18 protein-coding genes and 1 tRNA gene are annotated in these 19,790 nt (G+C 54.9%); 12 read left to right on the top strand and 7 right to left on the bottom strand.

What is annotated here, in order from left to right; all coding sequences use genetic code 11:
- The first annotated feature begins 445 nt into the window (after window positions 1-445).
- The 4 genes from B3075_RS04830 (at window position 446) to B3075_RS04845 (ending at window position 2,625) form a co-directional block, all read left to right on the top strand.
- Window positions 446-619, top strand: a complete 174-nt coding sequence (locus B3075_RS04830; protein ID WP_290488351.1) for a hypothetical protein — start codon at window positions 446-448, stop codon at window positions 617-619.
- A 103-nt stretch (window positions 620-722) separates the two neighbouring features.
- Window positions 723-1,001 (top strand): hypothetical protein, encoded by a 279-nt coding sequence (locus B3075_RS04835; RefSeq protein WP_252922533.1) that lies wholly within the window; start codon window positions 723-725, stop codon window positions 999-1,001.
- Between the two features lie 781 nt (window positions 1,002-1,782).
- Window positions 1,783-2,193, top strand: a complete 411-nt coding sequence (locus B3075_RS04840) for a hypothetical protein (protein ID WP_290488352.1) — start codon at window positions 1,783-1,785, stop codon at window positions 2,191-2,193.
- 168 nt (window positions 2,194-2,361) lie between these two features.
- A complete protein-coding gene (locus B3075_RS04845) occupies window positions 2,362-2,625 on the top strand; it encodes a hypothetical protein (protein WP_290488353.1) in 264 nt (87 codons plus the stop codon).
- A gap of 250 nt (window positions 2,626-2,875) precedes the next feature.
- On the opposite strand, the gene B3075_RS04850 is transcribed toward B3075_RS04845, so the two are convergent.
- The 3 genes from B3075_RS04850 to B3075_RS04860 all read right to left on the bottom strand — a co-directional run bounded on the left by B3075_RS04850 (window position 2,876) and on the right by B3075_RS04860 (window position 5,513).
- Window positions 2,876-2,950 (bottom strand) — tRNA-Gly (locus B3075_RS04850).
- A gap of 292 nt (window positions 2,951-3,242) precedes the next feature.
- Complete coding sequence (gene proS, locus B3075_RS04855; RefSeq protein ID WP_022197167.1) at window positions 3,243-4,763, bottom strand: proline--tRNA ligase; 1,521 nt, start codon at window positions 4,761-4,763, stop codon at window positions 3,243-3,245.
- A 57-nt stretch (window positions 4,764-4,820) separates the two neighbouring features.
- Window positions 4,821-5,513: a M50 family metallopeptidase gene (locus tag B3075_RS04860; RefSeq protein WP_022197168.1), complete on the bottom strand. Its 693-nt coding sequence runs from the start codon at window positions 5,511-5,513 to the stop codon at window positions 4,821-4,823.
- 103 nt (window positions 5,514-5,616) lie between these two features.
- Between B3075_RS04860 and B3075_RS04865 the strand changes: the two genes are divergently transcribed.
- The 6 genes from B3075_RS04865 (at window position 5,617) to B3075_RS04890 (ending at window position 11,627) form a co-directional block, all read left to right on the top strand.
- On the top strand, window positions 5,617-6,336 hold the full coding sequence (locus tag B3075_RS04865; RefSeq protein WP_290488354.1) for a hypothetical protein: 720 nt from the start codon (window positions 5,617-5,619) through the stop codon (window positions 6,334-6,336).
- 75 nt (window positions 6,337-6,411) lie between these two features.
- Window positions 6,412-7,320: a sugar phosphate nucleotidyltransferase gene (locus B3075_RS04870; protein ID WP_172973262.1), complete on the top strand. Its 909-nt coding sequence runs from the start codon at window positions 6,412-6,414 to the stop codon at window positions 7,318-7,320.
- 12 nt (window positions 7,321-7,332) lie between these two features.
- Window positions 7,333-8,427, top strand: coding sequence for a phosphotransferase enzyme family protein (locus B3075_RS04875; RefSeq protein ID WP_022197171.1), 1,095 nt, complete (start codon window positions 7,333-7,335; stop codon window positions 8,425-8,427).
- A gap of 26 nt (window positions 8,428-8,453) precedes the next feature.
- A complete protein-coding gene (locus B3075_RS04880; RefSeq protein WP_022197172.1) occupies window positions 8,454-9,380 on the top strand; it encodes an NAD-dependent epimerase/dehydratase family protein in 927 nt (308 codons plus the stop codon).
- 364 nt (window positions 9,381-9,744) lie between these two features.
- On the top strand, window positions 9,745-10,140 hold the full coding sequence (locus B3075_RS04885) for a hypothetical protein (protein WP_290488355.1): 396 nt from the start codon (window positions 9,745-9,747) through the stop codon (window positions 10,138-10,140).
- A 107-nt stretch (window positions 10,141-10,247) separates the two neighbouring features.
- Window positions 10,248-11,627 (top strand): replication-associated recombination protein A, encoded by a 1,380-nt coding sequence (locus B3075_RS04890; RefSeq protein WP_094136008.1) that lies wholly within the window; start codon window positions 10,248-10,250, stop codon window positions 11,625-11,627.
- A gap of 231 nt (window positions 11,628-11,858) precedes the next feature.
- Here B3075_RS04890 and B3075_RS04895 read toward each other — a convergent pair whose 3' ends face one another.
- The 4 genes from B3075_RS04895 to B3075_RS04910 all read right to left on the bottom strand — a co-directional run bounded on the left by B3075_RS04895 (window position 11,859) and on the right by B3075_RS04910 (window position 16,951).
- Window positions 11,859-13,076, bottom strand: a complete 1,218-nt coding sequence (locus tag B3075_RS04895) for a hypothetical protein (protein WP_094136007.1) — start codon at window positions 13,074-13,076, stop codon at window positions 11,859-11,861.
- Between the two features lie 16 nt (window positions 13,077-13,092).
- Entirely contained in the window at window positions 13,093-15,321 is a 2,229-nt protein-coding gene (locus B3075_RS04900) for a discoidin domain-containing protein (protein WP_290488356.1), read from the bottom strand.
- A gap of 108 nt (window positions 15,322-15,429) precedes the next feature.
- Entirely contained in the window at window positions 15,430-16,029 is a 600-nt protein-coding gene (locus tag B3075_RS04905) for a manganese efflux pump MntP family protein (protein ID WP_290488357.1), read from the bottom strand.
- A 211-nt stretch (window positions 16,030-16,240) separates the two neighbouring features.
- Window positions 16,241-16,951, bottom strand: coding sequence for a GDSL-type esterase/lipase family protein (locus B3075_RS04910; protein WP_180974692.1), 711 nt, complete (start codon window positions 16,949-16,951; stop codon window positions 16,241-16,243).
- Between the two features lie 142 nt (window positions 16,952-17,093).
- Here B3075_RS04910 and rpoN point away from each other — a divergent pair, with 142 nt between their 5' ends.
- A complete protein-coding gene (gene rpoN / locus B3075_RS04915; RefSeq protein ID WP_290488358.1) occupies window positions 17,094-18,482 on the top strand; it encodes an RNA polymerase factor sigma-54 in 1,389 nt (462 codons plus the stop codon).
- A 149-nt stretch (window positions 18,483-18,631) separates the two neighbouring features.
- Window positions 18,632-19,786, top strand: a complete 1,155-nt coding sequence (locus B3075_RS04920) for an MFS transporter (RefSeq protein WP_290488393.1) — start codon at window positions 18,632-18,634, stop codon at window positions 19,784-19,786.
- Window positions 19,787-19,790: the final 4 nt, after the last annotated feature.

Raw genomic sequence — 19,790 nt, forward strand, 5'->3', positions numbered from 1 at the left:
ATTAAGAAAATGTGTCTCATTTTCTTAATTATTCTTTGCATTTTGAATATAATTATAGTTTTTGCTTTAGAGATATTTTCAATAGAAACAATCAATGTTATTATGTTTTCATATATGATATTTTTTGCATGTTTTTCAATAATTAATTTTGTCTATAGTTTTCATTATGCTCTAAATAAAAAAATTATGTGAATCATATATAAATTTTTGTAATTATTTACTTTATTTTTTTAATTTTATCTATTTTTTCGTCGGAGCAATTTACTGGATATCAAGGAATCAGAATATTCTAAAAATCTTACAGCAAGATTGTTCTATATAATTCCGTATAGAAATAACATCAGATTCATCTCATCGTTCTTATGTTAATGGAGTTGGAGGCAGATATGGAGTATGGGAATTCCAGGCAGATCCATGGATTTATGCGCATGAAGCCGGCCATCTTATGGGACTTCCCGATGATTATCACGATGAGATCGAACCAAATGGCTCCCTAAATTCTGTTCCTAATAAAGGACACGAAGGACATATGATGGGGGAATATAGTGGAAGCGTCAATCAACATGAAATAGATGCTATTTTAAAAAATATCGAATGCCCGTGCGATGAAAATCAATAAATATATTCTAGGAGGCTTGCTCATCCTGTTTCCCATATTATGGAATAGCTGCGCAGTATCTGAAAAAAATAAAAATCGGCATATGAAACCGAATAAGATTATATTGAAAGATTCTACTAAAAAAATTCAAGTCTTTGTAACATCTTACCATTCAACTCAGAGAATACGACAAGAAATTATAATTAAAGAAAATCAGCCTGTAAATTTCTTTGGCATCGATTTTGTTCTGCGTAAAGGTATTTTATATGCAAAACGAAATAAAGAAGAGAAGACCTTTTTTTCTCCTGGATCATATTATATAGACATATCTCCTATAGATGGGACATGGCTTTCGGGCAAAGTACATACTCCTTTTGAGGGGAAACATCATCCTAAACAATAATGGGTATGGATATAAATTTCATACTAATTATTTAATTGCGTAAACAGGATTAATATTTTTTCTGATTCCATTATTTAATTTTCCTTCATCTGTTGTGTAATATCATTTTAAATATGGTGATTCTTTAGACATAAATGGAATATTAGAAATTTTACCGGCGGGTAAACGGATGGCATCTTGATATCTTCGTCAAGAACAATACATGCCTGTACTCTGATACGCTTGGCCTTTCTGAAGATGCTGAAACGGAATGTTGCAAGGATGGTGTAAAATACTCTAAAATTGCGGATGACGCAGGAAGGGAATGTTGCGAATATGAAATACAGGAAATTTTTATTCTGGTTAAACCATTCAGGAATTTGCTAGGAAATGTAGGACATGCTTGGGTCAAAACGCCCAATATGCAGAGAGGTCTCTACCCCGGAAGTTGGCACAAAGGCGCTTTAGGCGTTGGAGCCGGAGAAATTCAGGATGATGCCCATAATGAAGGAGCTGCCGATCCTAGAAATTCCTACACTTATAAAGCCTGTCCTGAGTCAGTAAGTAAAGTTGAAGAGCAGATCCGGGAAGATGAAAAGAATGTCCCTCTATATTCATTATACAACTCGGGAGCAAGAAATTGCTGCGGATGGGCGTGTGCAATCGTGGAAGGAGCTGGTTTTGTAGCCCCGTTTGCCCCTGATACTCCTCTTCTGGCTCCAGCTCCTCAAGGGCATAGAGGCTATGGGGAAGGAAGAGTGCCTTGTGAATAAACAAAAAGAGAATTAATAAATTATTTAAGATGAAAAAGAAAATGTGGATCGTCATAGGAATAGCCGCTCTTTACTTCATTTATTTACCGTTCTCCCTCTTCTGGTCGGCCATAGATACGGGAGACGGTTATGAGAGGAGTGTAACTCTGTTGGAAACAGTGGAAAAGGATTTGGAACTCCATAAGATATTTGCCCGGCATGGAATGAAATTAACAGGCGATGGAGCTTCCTGGAGAAGTAAAACTTGTGGTCTTCGTTTCGTTGTCGAAGACGGAACGAATGCCCGGATTCCTCCGGAAGTTGAGGAGTATCTGTTAAACAACCCAGACCTCGTGAAAGGCTGCCGTATCGAAGTACAAATCATGGCCCCTCCGAGCAATGGTTATCCTTACACTACTTATTGCGAAAAAATATATTTTCCGTGGAGACTTTTCTATTAGATAAATGCGGAATTATGTTCCCTATTTCTACGGGAATCGCTCTTTTTGGTTCATCTTTTTCTGATTCTTGATGGATGGAGCCATATGTTCTCGTTGCCGACTAACTTCCTGCGGCAACTGATGAAAGAAGCGGTATAAGATGATTTCAGGCATGCGCCATCATTAATCATGAAATCTTACACTCCTTCACTCATCGGATGGATAGCGCTGTTTCCTATAGCTTGTGTAACACTATTCGGCAAAAACATTAGCTTTCCTGTCTCTCTATCTATAACATTAGGATTGGCAATGTTCATCGGTCAATTTACAAGCCTGTTTTGGGGATTGTGTGGCATCATCGTGAATTCGAACAGAAAAGACGATCTTATTGCGCTTATATTGTCAGGTACATGGCTTGTCATCATGACCATAGGGGTCGCTATAGGTTCTTGATACGGTGGGTATAAGTCCGCCTAGGTTTCAGAGGATAAACACTAAGTCATTAAACAATAAGGCAGGACATGCCTGAGAAAACCGGTAACGTCTGCCATGAAGGATGAGCGTCCGGAGGGCTTCACCAGGGCAGATACAAATGTTTCCTGTGACGGTTTTGCAATAGGGGGAGACAGTTTTTTCTGTACGGGCCATCATATAAAACCCGCACATCATCAAGATTTGTGCGGGTCTTTTGCTATAAAAAAGTTGGAGCGGATGATGGGATTCGAACCCACGACATCAACCTTGGCAAGGTTGCGCTCTACCCCTGAGCTACATCCGCTTTAAATGATTGGAGCCTTACAGCGTCCGTGTGCCAAGGAGTATATAAGGTTTTCCGGTCTTGGCAAGATTTTTTTAGAGAAAAAATCCTGTTTTCCCGGAATACGGATGTCGCCGCCGGCATGGGGACACAGGAGAAGAAAGAGTTCTGGTCTGCGATACATGTTGTTCCGTTCCTTGTTGATGCTGTTTTTGGGAAAACGGTGGAGGGGCGTATAAAAACGGGATTGTTCCGTAAAGGCCCGTTTGGGCCTGCCTTGGAACAATCCCGTTGAAAGGGACAATCAGAGGGCTCAGTAGCTTCTGGCCCACAGAACGCGGCGTGTCGTCATGCGTCCGGTGAGGATGCAGGGAGCCGGTTCGCCCTGGCCCAGTTCGCCGAGCGGGATGCAGCGGATGGAGATTCGCAGCCGCTTAGCCAGTGCTTCTTCTTCTTCCGGCGACCCGTCCCACGGCACCTGGAGCCAGTCTGCGTCTCCCTCACCGGAGAAGTTTTCTTCCAATTCCCGCAGCGTGGAGGCAGGGCGGATATGGGAGTCCCGGAAGGAAATGGCCCGCTGAAGCAGGGCGTCCTGGATGCTTTGGAGGATATCCGCAGCGGTATCGATCAGTTCCGTTTCCGGGACGAAGGATTTTTCATTGGCGGGCCGGTCACGCCGCTGAAGGCAGACGGAGCCTTTTTCCAGGTCCCGGGGGCCTATTTCCAGGCGCACGGGCACGCCTTTTTTCACCCATTCCCATTTCTTGGCGCCGCCGCCCAGATCGCGCTTGTCCACCAGCACGCGCAGCGGCTGGCCATGGAAGGTTTTGGCCCGGAGGGTGCGCGCCAGCTCCTCGCAGTGGTCCAGAACGGCCTGGCGGCTTTCTTCCTTAGGCGTGACGGGAATGATGACGATTTGCTGGGGAGCGACGCGGGGCGGGCAGACGAGTCCGTCGTCGTCGGAGTGCATCATGATGAGCGCTCCGATCATGCGGGTGGAAACGCCCCAGGAGCTCGTCCATGCGAATTGCTGGGTGTTGTCCCGTCCGGCGAAGCAGATGTTTTGGGATTTGGAGAAGTTTTGCCCCAGGAAGTGGGAGGTCCCGGCCTGGATGGCCTTGCGGTCCTGCACCATGGCTTCCACCGTGTAGGTCTGCTCCGCGCCGGGGAAGCGTTCCGCCTCCGTCTTTTCCCCGGGAATGGTGGGGATGGCGAGCACGTCCCGCTGGAATTCCTCATAAACCTTGTGCATGGTGAGGGTTTCCTCAATGGCTTCCTCCCGGGTTTCATGGGCCGTATGTCCTTCCTGCCACAGGAATTCGGCTGTGCGCAGGAAGATTCGGGGTCTCATTTCCCAGCGCATCACATTGCACCACTGATTGACCTTGAGGGGCAGATCGCGGTAGCTGGAGGTCCAGCGGGCGAAAGCCGCGCCGATGACGGTTTCCGAAGTGGGCCGGATGACGAAGGGTTCCGTAAGCTCCCCGGTGGGAATCATGCGTGTCTTGCCGGTGGTTTCATCCTTCTGCGCTTCCAGCCTGTGGTGGGTGACTACGGCGCATTCCGTGGCGAAGCCTTCGGCATGCTCCGCTTCCTTTTCCAGATAGGAGATCGGAATCAGGAGGGGGAAATAGGCGTTCGTGTGGCCGGTGTCCTTGAAGCGCTGGTCCAGGTCTTTCTGAATGAGTTCCCAGATGGCGTAGCCCCATGGCTTGATGACCATGCAGCCGCGCACCTCGGAATTTTCCGCCATGTCGGCGGCCTTGATGACTTGCTGGTACCACTCGGGGAAATCCTGGGCGCGGGTAGGGGAGATTGCGGTTTGTTGAGACATATTGGATGGTTTGTTGAATAGAACGGGCGGAGCCCGCAAAGGAAATTCGGAATGCTGTTAAAAGGGGGCGTTTTTGTATTCCCGGTAATTGCTGTAGGCGAAGAGGGCCATGAAGATGGGGATAAAGTAGCCGTGGAAGAGCTGAAAACTGAGCAGTCCGATGAGGATGGCCGTGATGAAGCCGGTCATGAATACTTTCCTGGGGGAGCGGATGTACTGGGCGATCAGCTGGCCGCCGTCCAGGGGATAGATGGGCAGCAGATTCAGGAGGGTCCACCATTCTCCAATCATGATGAGGCAGGAGAGGATGTACAGCTTGGGGGAGATGAGCGCCGCTGTGAAGGGGCTGATGGCCAGGTCCCAGAAGTCCAGGTTGTGAGAGGCCATGACGGGAGCGACGATGTTCCAGGTGAGCCACAGGCTGATGATGCCCAGCAGCAGGGTCATCATGGGGCCCGCCAGAATCATGAGGGCCCTGCCTCCGCGCGTCAATTGCATGCCGTGGCTGCTTGTCAGGCCGCCGAAGAGTTCCAGAACAATCGTCTGCTGGCCGCCGCCCAGCCTGCGTCCCACCAGCGCGTGCCCCATTTCATGGGACAGGATGGCGATGAAGCCGGCAATGACGAACAGGGCCGGATAAATGAGATCTTCCACGCTGCTGATGCTGAGGGCGCCGCCGAAAATGGCCAGCACCACCCAGAAGCTGGGGCGGATGTAAACAGGTATCCCGAACAGGGTGAAATGAACCATGCGCGAGAGGGTAAGGGCAGATTCCCGTTTTGCCAAGCCCGGAGAATGTGCATGCCCCGTTTTGGCGTTGGAGAGGCGCAGCGAATTGTGTTAAACGGTTTTCATGAGGCTGTTTTTCATCATTCCGTGCTGTGCCGTGCAGGCCGTCCTGGGGTATGACGGGCCGCCGCCCCTGACGGAGGTGGACGGCCGTTCCCCCATCCGCATGGGCGGGGAGATGCTTGGCGGCTACCGTTCCTATTATGTCCACCGGGGAGAAAAGATGGGGGGGGATTCCTTGGAGGGCCAGATTTCCGGCGGAGCCTCCCTGTCGGATTCCTGGGCGGTGAGCGGGGAACTTTTCGCCATCCGCAACTGGCAGCGCCGCCATTTCAGCCAGACCACCTTGCACGGAGAAGTCCAGTATTATCTGGCGGACGAATGCACGGCCGGTTTTTTTGTCAACGGACAGCGGTATGATTCCTGCCCTCTGAAGAACGGGGCGGAGCCGGGCTTTTCCCTTAAATGGAACCCCACTCCTTCCTGGTCTTTCCGCGGCTCCCTCCTGTATGATTCCGGACAGGAGGGGGTGTATTCCCAGTGGGGCGTTACTTGGCAGCCCCTGCTGTGCGAATCTGTCGCCATGGTGAATACGGTTTCCCTGGGCTTTGCCCATGATTATCTGGGAAGGAACGGCTTGAAAGAGCTGATGGTGCGCACGGGGGCGCTGTGGGCCGTTTCCGGCGGTCTGCGGGTGGAGCCTTTCCTGGGATGGTATTGCGGCTACGGGCGGGACGATTTCAAAAAAGTAGTGCTGGGGCTTTGGTGCTCTTACGTTTTTTAACGGGCGGATTTCTCCGGTTTTCCGGCATTTTCCTGTTGCCAAACGGGGAGGCTTGGTCATAATGGTCTGCGTATGATGAAGCCTACACTTCTTGTTTTAGCAGCTGGCATGGGCAGCCGTTACGGCGGTCTCAAGCAACTTGATCCGATGGGCCCCAACGGGGAAGTCGTTCTTGACTATTCTGTTTATGATGCCATCCGGGCCGGTTTCGGAAAAGTGGTATTCATTATCCGCCGTGACTTTGAAGATATTTTCAAGGAAAAGGTCGGCAGCCGTTTTGCCGGCAAGATTGAGGTGGATTACGCTTTCCAGTCTCTGGACGACCTGCCGGAAGGTTTCTCCGTGCCGGAAGGCCGGGAAAAGCCCTGGGGCACCGCCCACGCCCTGCGTGCCGCCCGCCACGTGGTGAAGGAACCCTTTGCCGTAGTGAATGCGGATGACTTTTACGGTGCGGACGCTTTTGTGCAGGCCGCCAAGTTCCTGACTTCCACTACGGATGAACCCGGCAAGGCCCATTACGGCATGATCGGCTATCCGCTGAAGAATACCCTCTCCGACAACGGGGACGTGAACCGCGGCATTTGCTCCATCAAGGACGGCCTGCTGGACGGCGTGGAGGAATTCGTGAAAATCCAGGCTGACGAAGACGGCGTCGTGCGCGGAAACAACCTGAAGGGCGAACGCCTGCCGGTGGATCCCGCAGAACTGGTTTCCATGAATTTCTGGCTGTTCTCCCCCTCCTTCATTGAACTGACGGAAGATCATTTCATTGACTTCCTGAAAGAACACGGCCAGGAACCCAAGAGCGAATGCTTTATTCCCACCGTGGTGGATGCCCTGATTCATGCGGACCGGGCCGATTGCGCCGTTCTTCCCACTTCTTCCTCCTGGTTCGGCATGACCTATCCGGGGGATAAGCCCATGGTTGTGGAAGGCATCAACAAACTTATCCAGCAGGGCGTATACCCTGAAAAGCTCAACTAAGCCTTTTTTCCTATGCACGATCTCAAGGCTGTATCAACCCTGTTCGATCTCCGCGGCGATTTTGTCCACGGTTACTCCTACGGCAGCGGCCACATCAACGACACCTACTGCATCTGGGTGGATCAGGCGGGACAGCGTATCCGTTACATCCTCCAGCGCGTGAACCATAATGTGTTCAAGCAGCCCATCCCCCTGATGGAGAATGTAAAGCGCGTAACGGACCACGCTCTGAAGCGCCTGAAAGAGGAACAGTGCCCGGAAGCTTACCGCCGCACTCTCACGCTGGTTCCCTCCGTGGACGGCAAGCCGTACGCCCTGGATTCGGACGGCAACTGCTGGCGCGTGTACCCGTTCATTGAACGTGCACGCACGTATGACCAGATTGAAACTACCAAGCAGTGCCAGGAAGCGGCGCGCGCCTTCGGCGAGTTCCAGAAGCTCACGGCAGACCTGCCCGGAGAGCCCCTGTTCGAAACCATTCCCAATTTCCACAATACTACTTCCCGCCTGGCGGCTCTGAAAGAAGCCATCCAGTCCGACCCCCTGGGGCGCGTGAAGGAAGTGCAGAAGGAAATAGACTGGTATCTTTCCCGCGAGGCGGACTGCCACATGGTGGTGGATTACCTGAAATCCGGGGAATTGCCCCTGCGCTGTACGCACAATGATACCAAGCTGAACAATGTGATGCTGGACGATGTAACCGGAGAAGGCATTTGCGTGATTGACCTGGATACCACGATGCCCGGTTCCGCCATTTACGACTTCGGCGACATGATCCGGACGGCCACGTCTCCCGCCGCGGAAGATGAAAAGGACGTCTCCAAGGTCACGATGCGCATGTTCATGTTTGAAGCTCTGGTGCAGGGTTACCTGAGTTCCGCCAAGAGTTTCCTGACGCCTTTGGAAAAGAGCCTGCTGCCGTTCTCCGGCAAATTGCTCACGATGGAATGCGGCATCCGCTTCCTGACGGACTACCTGTCCGGTGACGTGTATTTTAAAATCCACCGTCCGGAACACAACCTGGACCGTTGCCGTACGCAGATGGCCCTGGTGGAATCCATTGAGGCGCAGATGGATGAAATGAAGGCCATTGTGGACCGCTATTAATCAATATTTACCAACATCGGAAAAACATGAAGATTCTCGTAACCGGCGGCGCCGGATTCATCGGTTCCCATATTGTGGAACACTATCAGGATAAGGCGGAAGAAATCCGTGTGCTGGACAACCTGCGCACGGGCTATCTCAAAAACCTGGAAGGGCTCAGGCACACATTCATCGAAGGTTCCATCTGCGACCGGGAGTTGGTGCGCCAGGCGGTGCAGGGGGTGGACTATATTTTCCATATGGCCGCGCTCGTCTCCGTGCCGGAATCCATGAGCAAGATCGGCGAATGCATCGACATCAACGTCAACGGTTTGCTGAACGTGCTGGAGGAAGCTTCCGCCGCCGGAGTCAAAAAAATCGTGCTGGCGTCTTCCGCCGCCATTTATGGAGATAATCCTACGGTGCCCAAACTGGAAACCATGTACCCGGAACCCAAGAGCCCCTATGCCATTACCAAGCTGGACGGGGAATACTACCTCAACATGTTCCGGGCGGAAGGAAAAATCAATACGGCGGCCGTGCGCTTCTTCAATGTCTTCGGCCCTCGGCAGGACCCCAAGGGCGCCTATGCTGCGGCCGTGCCCATTTTCATTGAAAAAGCTGTCAAGGGGGAAGACATCACCGTGTATGGGGACGGTTCCCAGACGCGCGATTTCATCTATGTGAAAGACATTGTAGGAGCCCTGACCTTTGTGGCGGAACACCCGGAAGTCACCGGCGTGTTCAATGCCGGTTACGGCGGCCAGATCACCATTGAAGAGTTGGCGCAGAACATCATCAAGGCTGCGGGATCTTCCTCCAAGGTGCTTCATGCGCCGGAACGTCCGGGAGACGTCAAGCATTCCCGCGCCTGTGCGGACAAGCTCCGCAATGCCGGATGGCAGCCCAGGCATACTTTGCCGGAAGGCCTGGCGACGACGCTGGAATACTTCAAGGGAATTCTGGGCAGGTAGCCTTCCGTAATTTCCGGTTTTATATTACTCCGGACTGTCTCCGCTCCTGTAGCGGAGGCAGTCTTTTTTATGGGAAATTGGGGATGTGTATGACAAATTGGACGGGTGTTGAAATTTGGATCATGCAAAAAGACTTTTCCCATCATGGGAAAAGAAGAAGAGCGGGGGGAGGAAGAATGAAAAAATGATTTATGGTCAAAAGTTTTTCATGAATTTTCACAGTCCTTTGGTTTGACAATAAGGTAATTGGCTGAAGCCGATGTCCCGTATTTGTTAGAGGAAAAAATTTTCTGCGGGAAAAAGCCGGACTGGCATTGAATATCATTGACGGAAGAAAGGTGCGATAATAGAGACTTCGGGCGATATGCGTTTCTTCAGAGATTCTTCCGCCAAGCAATGGCCTGCGTTTAAAGATCCCTGTTTCGAATTGGCCATGGCCCGCCGGAAGGAGGAAGCCCGCTGGGGATGGATACCTTTTGCCGTATTCGTCTTCTTTTTGTTTGTGTACCGCTTCTTTGGCCTTGTCATGCCGAGCAATAATGCGGACGGCTCGCAGTCATGGCTCTTTTTGCTGGTGCTGGCAGGCTGGGGGCTTCTGGCTCTCGTCCACATGGTTGTGATTCCCATCTGGATGCTGATCGCCTCCCTTCATTACTGGGAGGTGAACCGCAGGGGATTGGCTGTGGCGGGGCTGCTGTTCAGTATTTTGGCCCCTGTCAGCATGGTTTTCATGCTGTCCTTCTGGTCCAGGTTGGGATAAAGGCGCCTTTCTTTCCTGAGGGGGGAAACGGTGTCTCTTCCGCCAAACTTTCAGGATTCCGGGGATTGGCCTTTTCTCCAGCCTTTCAACCGGGTAAAGTGTTTCCGATGGATTTGTTCAGTTTACAGGAAGCGGAAGCGCGGGAAGGTTTTGAGCCCGGAGCGGATACTTCCGCCATGCCGCTGGCCGCGCGCATGCGTCCGCGCGCCCTGGATGAAGTGGCCGGGCAGAGGCATCTGCTGGCTTCGGGCAAGCTGTTGAGACGGGCCATTGAGACGGACCGGTTCACGTCCCTGATTTTCTACGGGCCTCCCGGTTGCGGGAAGACTACTCTGGCCGCCGTCATCGCCCGGACGACGAATGCCCATTTCATGATGCTCAACGGCGTGGAATCCAATGTAGCGGACATCCGGGAAAAAATAGCCCAGGCCCAGATGAGGATGAGCATGCACGGGCGGAAAACCGTCCTCTTCGTGGATGAACTGCACCGGTTCAACAAGGCCCAGCAGGATGTTTTGCTACCCCATCTGGAAAAGGGAACGGTCAGGTTCATTGGAGCGACCACGGAAAACCCCTATTTTGCGATTAACTCCCCCCTGCTGTCCCGCTCCCAGGTCTTTCCGCTGGAACCGGTGCCGGAGGAGGAATTGGCCGCCCTGCTGAAGCGCGCCCTGGCGGATGAGGTGCGCGGGCTGGGCGCATTCCGCGTGGATATGGAGGAGGATGCCCTGAACCATCTGGCCGCCAAGGCGGACGGAGACGCCAGGAAGGCGCTCACGGCTTTGGAAGTGGCTGTCCTGTCCACTCCCGCGGGGGAAGACGGCGTCATTCATGTGGACATCTCCGTCGCGGAGGAATCCATCCAGCGCAAGGCCATCAGGTACGACCGCCTGGGGGATTCCCATTACGATACGATTTCCGCTTTCATCAAATCCATGCGCGGCTCTGACCCGGACGCCGCCCTGTATTGGCTGGGGATGATGCTGGAAGCCGGGGAGGATATCCGCTTTATCGGAAGAAGGCTGGTCATCGCCGCGTCGGAGGATGTAGGGCTGGCGGACTCCAACGCCCTGCGCGTGGCTCTGGATGCGGCGCGCGCCGCGGAAATGGTCGGCATGCCGGAAGCCCGCATCCCGCTGGCGCATGCTGCGGTTTACCTGGCGACGGCTCCCAAGAGCAATTCCGCCTACATGGGCATCAACGCCGCCATGGATGACGTGCGCAATGGGAAAACGCTGGCCGTGCCGGAGCACCTCCGGACGCCCACGCGCAAGAAGCTGGCCGCTGCCGGAGGCGCGGATGCCGCCAGGCTGGAATACCTGTATTCCCACGACTATCCGGAACATTACGTTCCCCAGGCCTACCTCCCGGAAGGCCGCGTGTATTACACTCCCACCGGAAACGGACTGGAACTGCGGATCAGGGAGCGCATGGAGTACCGACGCCAACTGGCGGAGAACGCGAGGGAAGACGGGAAGAAGGGGTAATCCTCCCTTGAAGACGCGGGAATGAGAAGAATGTTTCTCTTATTGCTCCCTTGAAGCTGCCGGGAATGTTGTTCGGCCTGGGCCGGCAAAGGGCAGGGAGAGTGGGGCGGCTTCCGCTTGAGCGCCGGTTGGGAATGATTCCCTCTCCGGAAAAAAGGCAGGAAATCCCCTGGGAATATCCTGCCTCTGTGAAGGTTGTGATATGGCGGCGTGTTTGTTTGCCGGCAAGAATCAGGATTCCTTGGTCACGATGATGTCGCAGTCCGCATCAAACCATCCGTGTCCCTGGCAGTCGAAAACCAGGTCCGGCTTTTCCGAACCGGAGAGGCGCAGGGTGAATTCGCGCCCGTTTTTGTCCTGACGGTCCTTGGGCAGTTCGCTGACTACGCGGTTGCCCTTCATGAAGCGGGGATTGCGGATATTGCAGCCTCCGTTGTTCATCTTGAAGGTGATCTTGTAGTTTCCGGGGCCGTCGAGCATGCTGCTGACGTTAACGCGGGTAGGCGTCAGTTCCGGACGCAGGTCGTAGCCCGTGAAGTGAGGACTTTTCAGGGTGACGGGTTCCGTCAGGTAGCGGTAGTAGTTCTGGGCGCCTATTCCCATGAGGGTTTTAGGGGATATCCTGGCGATGTCCGTCAGGGTCTTCAGCGCCTGGTCCTTTTTCCCCTCATGGCGGTAGAGCCAGAACCTGGCCGCCATGACCTGTTGTTTTTGAAGGGGCGTCAGGCCGGGGATTTTGAGCTGTTTGTTTACATAGGCATGGGCGATTTTGTAATCCTTTGGCCCGCCGTCTTTGGCGGAATCATTCACCATTCTCTGCACTTTTTCAATGTAGGGCAGATGATTGAAGGTGGATTTGAAGTGCACGCCCTTGGTATCTTCCGGGTCCGCCTTCTTGATTTTTTCCAGAATATCCTTTCTGGATGAGGCCGCATAAGGAGGAAGCTGCTGAAGCCCTTCTCCGTAAAGAAGGGCCGCGGCCGTTCCGGATGAAGCGGCGGCTTTTTCCCACAGGGCATTGGCTTTGTTTTGCTGTTTTACGGCTTCCATCGCCTGCTTCATGACGGCTGGCAATGTTTCCCTGGAGACGCCTTCCGACAGGAATACCATGTTTCCGGTGGGGGAGACCACCTGAATGGCGGGGATGTTCCAGATTTCCCCGGGGGGCTTGGGCAGTTTCTGCTCTTCTTCCGTCATTTCCTCACGTTCGTCCTGGATGCACCAGAGCACGGGTTCCGGGGAGTTCTTGGCCAGGTGTTCCACTGCGCGGGTGATTTCACGTGACTTGGGGGACCAGTCCGTGCCGGCCCACACGACGATCATGTATTTATTGACGGTTTTCGCCTCGTCTTTCACGGCGCTGTAGGCGGGGAGGGCCGCCTGGACGGGGGCGGACAGGAGGAGAGCTGCGGCCAGCAGGCCGGAAACGGTATGGATATGATGAAGCATGGCGTTAATGGAGAATTTATTTTTCGTAAACGAGGATATGGCGCAGATGCATGAATTCCGGCTGTGCGTTTTTGGCTTCCACCTTGATCCACTTGGCTCTGGCGCTTTCCGGGGCGGTGATCACCCATTCCTTGGGCATGTTTTCCGTGGCGGACAGGGGGAACCAGGTGGCTCCGTCCGTGGAGGTGGAAACCTCCATCTTCTTCATCCGGTCTTCATTGCCGTTGCGCTTGGTGATTACCAGCCCGGCCAGGTTTACGCCGTTTTTCAGTTCTACAATGACGTTCGGACTGGCTTCCTTGTCCGTATGCTGGGCGCCCCCGCAGGGACGCAGCAGGTTGATATGATCCCAGGGAGTGTCCCACCGGCTTGTGGTGGAGCACCGGACCATGCCGTCTGCGGGCACCAGTTTCCAGCCCTGCGGAACGGCCGCCTTGACCGTATTGCTCGCCATATTGGCGCCGGAGAAAGTGGCCGCCGCTTTGCTCAAGGCCTGGAAGGCCGGAATGGAGCGGGCCGTTTCCGTGGCGTAGATGGCTGTGCCGTAGGCTTCCTTCAGCTTTTTGGGGTCGGGGGCTTTTCCGGAGGTTCCGGTTTTTTCCGTTTGCTGGGCTACCTTGGCGAATGCGTTGGAGAAGACGTCCGCCTGGCCGTTTTCCACGAAGTTTTTCACTCCCCATTCCAACGCCTGGCCAAAATTGGTGCCGTCTCCCGTTTTCAGGTGGGTGGAGAGGACTGTTTCCAGATAGGCCGCTTTTTCCTGCGGATTGACCAGGAAGGCGGATTGGGCGTCCAGCACGGGCTGGAATTTCACTGCCCAGGATGTGGGGGTGGTGGCGATGGCTTCATGCAGGTCCCGGAACCAGGCAATCCGGTCTTCCGCCGGAATATCCATCAGGAATTTATTCTGCACGTCCTTGAGGATGTCGAATGCGGCAAAGCCGTTGCCCTGATAGTGGGAAAGGGCATCCTTGGCGTAAACGTACCAGTCGATAGGCTGCATGCCTTTCTTTTCCATCAGCAGACGTTGGAGTTCCGTGCGGAAGAACGGGTGCAGAGGGGTTTGCCTGAGCGCTTCCTCCCATGCCTGGATGGCCTTGTCCTTATTGCCGGAAGCTTCGTCCAGCCGGGCCTGGGCGGCCCACAGGTAGGCCTGGTCCGCCTTGTCGTTGTCAGCAAAGACGTTTTCCATCAGCAGGTAGGAAGTTGGGGCCTGGGAGCCGAAGATATGGTTGTGCATGCCTCCGTCCGGTCCGCCGAAGCCGCCTTTCCATTCCCCCCGCTTCACGCGCACGGCGTACGCGCAGTGGCCGGGCTGCCCTACCGGATAGGCCGGGATGCCGTGAGCCTGGGCCGCCATGGTGCCGAAGTAGGAGAGGCCGCCGCAGACGCCGCCGATGATCTGCGTGTTTTCCGCAGTCGTGTGAAGATCCCTCCACGGCACGTAGAAAAGCGGTCCCTGAATGGTATCGCCAAAGAAATTATGGCCCGTATAAGGGGCGGCCCAGCAGGCGGCCGTGTACCGCCGCCAGGGGAGATTGACGTGTTCATTGCTCCATTCGTAGGATTTATCGTCCCAGGGACTTCCTACGACGAAGCGCATTTCCCATGGGCGCAGCTTGATGAATCCCGGATGCAGCTTGTTTTCCTGATGCAGTTTCTTGAAAATCCGGTAGCGGCGCACCGGATTGCTGTTGGCGGAGTTGGTTTTGAGCCTTCCCGCCATGGGGCCGGAGGAAAAGACAGAGGCCAGCCCGGTGGCCAGGGATTGGTAATTCCGGAAATCCGGGCTCTTGCCGTCCGCTTTCCAGATGTCGGAAAGAATTTGAAGACCTTCCGGTGAATTTTCCGGAATCAGGCCCGCTCCAAGGTAAAGCTCTATCCATGCCGGATCCTGTAAAAAGGTTTTGATGAAAGCGGCATCCTGTGCGCTTTTGGAGAACACGGCTTTCACCTTGTCCGGTCCCGTGACGCGCAGGAGTTCGTGAATGTCCAGCAAATGGCGGTACTGCCTGTTCTGGAGCAGTTTTTGTTCGGATTTCGTTTGTTCTCCTGCCTTCAGGAGGGTGGAACGCAGTTCCGTCTGCAGACCGTCAAAGTCTCCGGAGGCAATTTTTTGTGCCAGGGGCGCCGGCAGACGGCTGGCGGAGGCCGGCGTTTCCGTTTCAGGTTCCGTCAGGCCCTGCGCCGCGCAGACGGGCGCCGCGAGCAGGGAGGTGCAGAGAAGAAGGTGTGAAATATTCATGTGGAAAGGATTACTTGATAATAGCAGAAAGAGGGGGGAGGGAGCCAGTGCGTTTTTCTGCTTACTACGGTGCTGGAAAGACGTTTTTATCATCCTTCGTGGTACATTTCAGCACAAATGGTCGCAGAGCATTTTGACGCCCAGGCCGATGAGGATGAGCCCGGCTCCCGCTTCCAGATGGAAGGTCGGGAAGCGGTGCAGCCGTCCGGTCAGAAAAAAGCCAGCCGCCGTACACAGGAACGTGGTGAGGCCGATTGCGGCGGCAGGGAGAAGCACCGCGTGAAGGGTGGGGCCGGTTCCGCACTGGGCGGATGAAAGGTAAATGCTGACGCCCGCCACCAGCGCGTCGATGCTGGTGGCGATTCCCACGGCCATAAGGGTAGGAAGCGTCAGGCTGGCGACGTGGGGCATATCCTCTTCTCCGTTGCGGTGATTCCATCCTTCGCGGAGGACGTTAATTCCAAGGAACGTGAACACGGCGAAGCCCAGCCAGTGATCCCAGGCCGCAATATACCGGTGCACGGAGCCTGTAAGCAAAAAGCCCAGCACGGGCATCAGGAATTGACCGGCCCCGGTGGACAGGGAGAGCCTGATTCCGTTGCTCAAACGCTTTTGCTTAATGAGCAAACCGTAGGAGAACGCCACGACGAAAGCGTCCACGGAGAGGGCAAAAGCCAGGAATATCAAGTCGGCAAGCGGCATGCTCATTGCGGAGAGGCACTCTAGGACATCCCCGGCAAAAAGCAATTTTTATGTTCCTTGCGTTTCTTCCGGGTTCCGGATGCGTCACAGGCGGTGGAGGCTTGATTCCATCTTTCAGCCGGGGAGGCATGTCTCCTGCATGCATGTTCCCGGACCGCACGCATGACTGATGGAAAGACGTCTTCCGGCAGCCATGCGTTGAGGATGGGAAAGAAAGCTATTTGCAGTATTTTTTGATATAGGGCAGCACGGCGTCCGCCCAGATGGCGTAGCCTTTTTCCGTAAAGTGCAGATTGTCCCTGCTGATGCCGGGGAGCAGTTTTCCGGCGGAATCCAGGAAACGCCTGTTGATGTTGGCGTACGTGGTGCGGGGCAGCTTGCACTGGGCCAGAACGGCGTTGATGCGGTCGTTATGCTGGCGCAGCTTGTCCTGCGGTCCTGTGCCGCGCGGGAAGATGCCCAGCAGAAGGACGTGGGTGTCCGGGAACCTGACCAGCAGGTGTTCAACGGCGCCCAGAATGCCCATAGCCGTTTGTTCCGGAGCTTCTCCTCCTTTGAAATGACCGGTATTATTGGTGCCGATCATGACGATGCAGAGTTTGGGATCCGTCTGGGCCGGGATACCGGAGTCCGTGATGCGGTAAATCAGATTGGTGGTTTGGTCCCCGGAAATGCCGAAATTGCAGGGATGATAGGGGGCGAACGCCTTTTCCCATATTGTTTTCCCTTCCCTTTTCCAGTAGTCCGTAATGGAATCTCCCAGGAAAAGGACGCCGCAGGGGTTGTTCTTTATTTGTTCCACCTGCTGTTCATATTGCTTTCTCCACCATTGGGGCTGTTCCCGCGGCAGCGGAACCAGAGGGGACGGCGCAGCCGTGGAGAGAAGAGAGGCCAGCAGGGAGAAAGCAAGTATATGTAAAATCTTCATGGGCATTTATTGTACGGGAGCTTTCCAAAAACGCCACATGAAAGTGATGGCCTTTTTTTCGCTGTTGCGGTGTGCGGGCAGCTTTTGCGGCAGGGTGTTCCCCCTTGCCAGATTCCGGGGGGTGGTGTAGCTTGTGGGCCGTATGAGTGAGGTATCCCTGCAGCATGGAATGACGCGTCAGATGGCCGTCTCCCAGTCCATGCAGACGGGAATGCAGATTCTCCAGGCCTCCGCTTTGGAATTGAGGCAGATTGTCCGCCAGGCGCTGGAAACCAATCCCATGCTTGAGGAATTGCCGGACGCTTCCCCGGAAGCGCTGGAGGACGGAGATGACAGGAATGAACGGGAAGACGGGTGGAATGAGTTTACGGCGGAAGGCCGCCTTTCTGAGGATGCGGCCGCACGCCGTGATTTCATGTATGAATCCGTAGTGGCTCCGGAATCCCTGAAAACCCATTTGATGAACCAGGCGCAGCATTCCGCATTAACGGGGCGCGCCCGGGACGCCCTGTTCCTGCTGATTGACGCTCTGGACGAACGCGGATTTCTGACGGAGTCTCCGCAGGAGCTGGAAGAGCAGGGGTGTTTCAGCATGCGGGACATGGGGGAAGCTTTGGCTGCGCTGAGGGAAATGGACCCGCCCGGAGTGGGGGCTGCGGATTTAAGGGATTCCCTGCTGATTCAGCTTGAACAGCGCGGTTTGAAGCGTTCGCTCGCTTTCCGCCTGGTCAAGCGCTGCTGGCGGGAACTGGCGGCGCACAAATATGAGGAAGCCGCGAACCTGCTGGACGTGGAACCGGGCGCCGTGGCGGAAGCCCTGGAGGTGATTAGAAGCCTGACTCCTGATCCGGGGGGGGCTTACGCCCCCGGAGGCAACCCTCATCTGCTGCCTGACGTCATTGTGGAGGAAAACCCTTCCGGCGCGCTGGAGGTTGCCCTCACTTCCGAGTATCTTCCGCGCCTGTCCATGAATGAACGGTATATGGAGCTGATGGCGGAGGGGGCCGGAAGCCGGGAGCTGAGGCAGTATCTCCGCAGGGCGTTCCGGGAGGGCCAGGAGCTGTTGCGGGCTTTGGATATGAGGCAGGAGACCGTTTTGCGCCTGGCCCGCGTCATCGTGCGGAGGCAGGAGGATTTTTTCAGGTCCGGTCCCTCCCGCCTGAAGGCCATGGGCATGGAAGAGGTGGCGGAGGAGATGGGCGTTCACGTTTCCACGGTTTCCCGGGCGTGCCGGGACAAGTACCTGTTGTGCAGGTGGGGGATGAAAGAACTGAGATCCTTTTTCAGTGCGGGAGTTCCTTCTGAAGGCGGCGTTTCCCCGGATGGGGTGGCCTCCGGAGCCATGGCTTCCGGCGCCGTCCAGGAGCTGATGCGGCGGCTGATTGCGGAGGAAGATTCTTCCAAACCCCTCAGTGACGCCGGGCTGGCGGCTGCGCTGCGGGAAAAAGGGGTGAACATCGCCCGCAGGACGGTGGCCAAATACCGGGAGCAGATGAAGATACTGCCCGCTTCCCTGCGCCGGGGAATATGACAGTTTCCTATCTTTTTGAATTGTTTTTTAATAATTCACATTCAATAAAATGTGTCTTTTGTTCTTAAGGCGCTTTTCTTGTTTTTCTTTCCGGCGGAAGAGACGGTTGACTGGTGCGGCTTTGGTGCTATAGTCCCCGCTTTATCGTGATGCGTACATTTACCTGGCCTATTGCCCTGCTGCTGGCGGGGCTTTTTTTCCAGACAGTGGCGTTTGCCGTGTTGAATACGGTTGTTCCCCTGTGGATGGAGCAAGTTGATGCCGCCACCTGGGAGGCGGGGCTGGTGGGGGCTTTCTTTTTTCTCGGGAACCTGGCCGGCACGCTGCTGGCTGGCGGCGTGATCCGAAGGGCCGGATTCAAAGGAAGTTACCAATATGCATGCCTTTTGTGCGCGGTGTCCACCGTTCTGCTGCCTGTGTTTCCCGGCATGCCGGCCTGGAGCAGCCTCAGGCTGCTGGCGGGGATCAGCTGCGCCCTGGTCTGGGTGGTGGTGGAGAGCGCCCTGCTGAGGGCCGGAACGCTGCAAACCCGCGGCATTCTTCTGGCTTCCTACATGGTGGTTTATTATCTGGGTACGGTGCTGGGGCAGCTGCTTCTGGGCTGGTTCCCCAGCGATATGTCCCTGATTGCAACGGAAGTGTGCATTTTATCAGTAGCGGGCATGGTTCCGCTGATGTTTGCGCGTCTGGAATCGGGCAATGGGGAGATTTCATCTTCCTCCCATGTGGAGATCCGGACACTGCTGAGGCGCCGCAGCGTCTTTCTGGGCATTGTGGGATGTGTGATTTCCGGTGTGGTATTGGGTACTATTTATTGCCTGATGCCCCTGTTTTTGAAGCGCCAGGGCATGAGCCACTCTTCCGTGGGATACTGGATGGCCCTGCTGATTGCCGCTGCCATTCTGGGGCAGTGGCCCATGGGGAGGCTGGCGGACAGGTACGGCCGCGCTTTCGTCATGAAATGCCAGTCCCTGCTGGTGGCGGCGGCCTGTGCCGGGCTGATGCTGAAGGGAGGGCTGATGGCTCCCTCCCTGATTGCTCTGGGGCTGGCCGGATTTTCCCTGTACCCTGTTGCCATGGCCTGGGGATGCGAGGAAGCCTCCCGGGATGAACTGGTGACCATGAACCAGCTGCTGCTGTTGAGTTATTCCGTCGGCACACTGGCCGGCCCGTCCCTGACTTCGTTCCTGATGCAGAGGTATTCCGATAATTGGATGCCTATGGTTATTGCGCTGGTGGCTCTTTCCTTCATGCCCGTGCTGGTGCTGGGCGGGGGCCACGGAAGGAGAAAGCTGTCCCGGTAACGGG

This window comes from Akkermansia sp. UBA7090 (assembly GCF_002493465.1).
Taxonomy (GTDB): Bacteria; Verrucomicrobiota; Verrucomicrobiia; order Verrucomicrobiales; family Akkermansiaceae; genus Akkermansia; species Akkermansia muciniphila_A.